Origin of the sequence: Microcystis sp. M090S1 (assembly GCF_020246295.1) — a bacterium.
GTDB classification, from domain to species: Bacteria; Cyanobacteriota; Cyanobacteriia; order Cyanobacteriales; family Microcystaceae; genus Microcystis; species Microcystis aeruginosa.
Genome location: NZ_JADBTF010000375.1, coordinates 1 through 3,831 on the forward strand (window position 1 = coordinate 1; position 3,831 = coordinate 3,831).

Consider the following 3,831-nt stretch of genomic DNA (forward strand, 5'->3'; position numbering starts at 1 on the left):
CAGCTCTAAAGAGTTTTGAGTTAAAAGTTAAACTTCAAGTTTTCATTCAGGACGAATGTACTGATTAACTAATTTTTTGGGGAAAATTAGTTAACCCATCATTATAACATATAATTAATTTGCAAGAGTTCTAGTTCTGTCCTGAAGATGGACGTGCAACTACTGTTCCATTTCATAAAGGACGAGATATTGCACCTAGATTATTACGACAGATTGCGAGCGATATTAACTTGACAGTAGAAGAGTTTTTAGAGTCGAGGTAAAGTCTATTTTCGCCAACTTTTAAAGCAGCGCCAAATAGCACTGTATTCCTATGATGTTGAAGATTTTGAGTTGGATTTGAAAAACTTACGGGAGTTGGGGCGATTGTGATTGTTGTTAGCGAGACAATGCTAGACCCCTCTGTGCGGTAATTATGCCCAAATTGAGGTGATTAAACCCCACAGTGCCATATTAAGTCTTATTAAGGGGTGTTAGACCGATGGAAGTGGGATAGTAGGATAAAAGAACCACCATTTAAGCTAAACATCGCCAGGTATTTAGGGACTTGCGTAGGAATGATATCCCAGCGCAAGTCCCTTAGCTTAAGTGGACTTGTTGAACTAAGAATCCCTCGCTAAGGAAGAAATTTATGGTGACAGTAACCCAAGCTGGGACTACAAGCTGTTCCACGACAGTGGTTAGGGGACTAGATCGGCAACTCATTGCTCAAATGAATCGACTTGTCTCAGGTGCTTTAGTTGATTTTTCTTCGCCCAAGATCAGGCTTGGACAAGCAGTTTGGCCATTCTTACAACCAGCGGCTAAACGCGCCCTAGATCGGGCGGTTGCCAATCGAGGCCAGACTCTGATTGTCAACTCCGCTTATCGGACTATTGCCCAACAACTACTTCTTTTTCAACAAGCTCAGGCGAATCGATGTGGCATTACTATCGCTGCTGAGCCAGGAAAGAGCAACCATCAAAGTGGATTAGCTCTCGATATTGAAGATCATGCAGGCTGGCGACCTTTCCTAGAAGCTCAGGGCTGGAAGTGGCTAGGTCCATCAGATCCGGTTCATTTTGACTTTAAAGGTGCTGGGGTTCGTGACATCCGCTCAACTGCTATCCTGGCGTTCCAGCAACTGTGGAATCAAAACAATCCCAATGACAGGATTGCAGAGGATGGGCAGTGGGGTCCAAATACCGCCGCTCGTCTCGGTAAATCTCCTGCTAATGGCTTTGCTAATGGTCCGACTCTAGACACAGGGGTTAATGGTGGGGGTAGCGTTGAACTAGGAGATCGCTTATTGCAACTCACGCGCCCACTTCTGGAAGGAGATGACGTGCGCCAAGTTCAGCAAGCATTAGTCCGCAATGGCTTCCAGTTAACAGTTGATGGTTTCTTTGGTCCAAAGACAGAAGAGGCAGTTAAAGCATTTCAACAACAGAAACAATTGCAACCGGTTGATGGCATCGTTGGGCCTGCCACGCTTGCGGCGTTGGGACTCTCATCTTCCTAAAGGCAAACTGACTTCAATAATCCTGAAAACTAGCAAAAAACAAAATGCCAGGAGAATTTGCACAATGATCGGTCCAACCTTACGTTTATTTGACGGATTTGACCATACTTCTCCTCAACTTCGAGACGAAGTGATGGAACTGCAAGAACTGCTCAATGCCAAAGGAATTGCTGTCGTTATTGATGGCTTCTTTGGACAGGCAACCGAAATGGCTGTCAAACAATTTCAACGCTCTCGTGGTTTGGATGATGATGGAATTGTCGGTCCGCTGACTTGGGCAGCGTTATCAGACGAGCAACCTCCCAATCTTGAACTTGTATTTACCACGACGATTGCTCGCAATGATGCTTCCATGCTCAGACAATTAGAAGCCGCTCAACAGTTCAGAGCTTTTATTGAAGAAGGAGCTAACCAACAGGGCTTTCCGATTGCTGTGATTGCGGGCATTGGTTCACGAGAATCTCACTGGGGATTACTCTTAAATCCACCTGGCCCTTCTGGTACGGGAGATTTTGGTCACGGTCGGGGACTGATGCAAATTGATGACCGTGCTTTTCCTCAGTTTACCTCTACTGGTAAGTGGAAAGATCCCAGAGAGAACATTCTCTTTGGCTGTAAAGTTCTTGCTGACAACCGAGCTTTTATGCAACGCAAGACTAATTTGCAAGGCAAAGAGCTTATCCGTGCCGCTTTAGCTGCATACAATTCTGGACCTGGAAATGCTCTAAGAGCTTTGCGCGATCGCGGAGATGTTGATTTCTTCACTGCTAACCGGAATTACGGCAAAGATACTCTCAGTCGAGCGGGATGGTTCCAGTTACAGGGTTGGAGTTGACTAAAAAAGTAAGTAGAGTTGTTGCATGAGCTAAATTATTGTCAACAACTCTATATTATTGCTCAAAGTTTTTAAACAATTTTATTGCCGAGATTTTTTCTAATTATGCCATTTACCGCCAAAGTCATTACCACAGCCGAATGGGGAGCGAGACTACCAAAACTGGGAAAGTTTCCTTTGAATCAATAGATAAAACTAACTATTTTTGTCAAAGCAGGTAAAAGGCATCATTGGGAGCATCTCACTTATGCAATGAGTATTAATACTTATAGCAGTCAAAAACTAGAAAATCTTCAACTTGATCACAAAGAGAAATGAGATTATAATAGTTATAACTTACAATTCAGAATAGCTCTCGATGGGAGGAATAATTCAATGTTATCAGAAAATGAAAAAAGAATTAAAGAGTTATGTCAAGAGTTAGGGCAATGTCTCTATGAGCAATCCCAAATTAAGAAATTTAATAACTTGGGAGAGATAGAGGAGACAGTCAGAGATTTAATGATTCATTATGTTAACCCAGAAATCGGTATTTTTTTGTCAAAACAAGCACAGAAGAAACTGCCGGTCGGACGAGAAAAGTGAAAAGTATTTTGGGGGAATTACCAATTACAGAAAAACAAGCGAAAAAATTAGAAATAAAGTCTCGGACTCAGATGAGTCCAATGTTAGAGAAGAACTGTTTGCTATTAAGTGGCGATGAATCCTACGAAAAATCGGCGCAGAAAATCAAATCATTGACAGGGATTGCTGTTTCTCACAGTACCCAACAACGCCTCGTACATCGATATGCTTTTGAAGAATTACCGTCTAACCCAGAAGTGGAAGTGGAAGAAATGAGCCTAGATGGCGGTAAGGTACGACTAAGAACTGCCAAGGGAAAAGCCTTAATTTGGCGTGATTATAAAGCAGTGAGTTTTCATCAACTGGGGGTAGCGGCTTTTTTTCAAGATAACTCAGCTTTATTAGATTTGGTTAATTCTCAAGTTTTGGCCAAGCCTTTAATTTGTTTAGGAGATGGACATGATGGTATCTGGAATTTATTTCGTGAGATCGGAGAGAAACAGGAAAGAATTGAAATATTGGATTGGTATCATTTAATCGAAAACCTCTATAAAGTTGGCGGGTCATTCCAGCGAATTGAGGAGGTAAAATGTTTTCTATGGAAGGGGGACGTGGACGCCGCTATCTCTTGTTGTGAAGGATGGTCAGAGCCGCAAGTTGAGAATTTTATTACTTATTTAAACAAGCATAAACATCGAATTGTCAATTATGGTTATTTGCAGGCAGAGGGGATTTCCATTGGCTCTGGCTCCGTCGAATCAAAAATTAAACAAATTGCTCATCGTCTTAAAATTACTGGTGCAAGTTGGCAATCTTGTAATGTACCGCAAGTCCTTCGTCATCGCTGTGCTTATCTAAATGGTTGCCTTTTTTAACTTTTTTATTGATCTCATTAAGCATTTCTACTTATTGCAAAGGTGAGATGCTCCCG

General features: G+C 42.1%; 3 protein-coding genes. All 3 read left to right on the plus strand.

The genetic code is table 11. The annotated features are described in order from the left end of the window. The first annotated feature begins 712 nt into the window (after positions 1–712). The 3 genes from IM477_RS16665 to IM477_RS16675 all read left to right on the plus strand — a co-directional run bounded on the left by IM477_RS16665 (position 713) and on the right by IM477_RS16675 (position 3,775). Entirely contained in the window at positions 713–1,501 is a 789-nt protein-coding gene (locus IM477_RS16665) for a peptidoglycan-binding protein (protein ID WP_149979734.1), read from the plus strand. A 64-nt stretch (positions 1,502–1,565) separates the two neighbouring features. Beyond that, complete coding sequence (locus IM477_RS16670) at positions 1,566–2,336, plus strand: peptidoglycan-binding protein (RefSeq protein WP_190721113.1); 771 nt, start codon at positions 1,566–1,568, stop codon at positions 2,334–2,336. Between the two features lie 375 nt (positions 2,337–2,711). Further along, positions 2,712–3,775 (plus strand): ISKra4 family transposase gene (locus tag IM477_RS16675; protein WP_106908108.1). Its coding sequence is split into 2 segments (ribosomal slippage): positions 2,712–2,868 and positions 2,868–3,775, totalling 1,065 coding nucleotides; the frame shifts between segments, so codons are not numbered across the junction. Positions 3,776–3,831: the final 56 nt, after the last annotated feature.

Bases quoted from the DNA above. Each gene is read 5' to 3' on its own strand.
- IM477_RS16665 (WP_149979734.1), top strand. From the start codon at position 713: ATGAATCGACTTGTCTCAGGTGCTTTAGTTGATTTTTCTTCGCCCAAG.
- IM477_RS16670 (WP_190721113.1), top strand. From the start codon at position 1,566: ATGATCGGTCCAACCTTACGTTTATTTGACGGATTTGACCATACTTCT.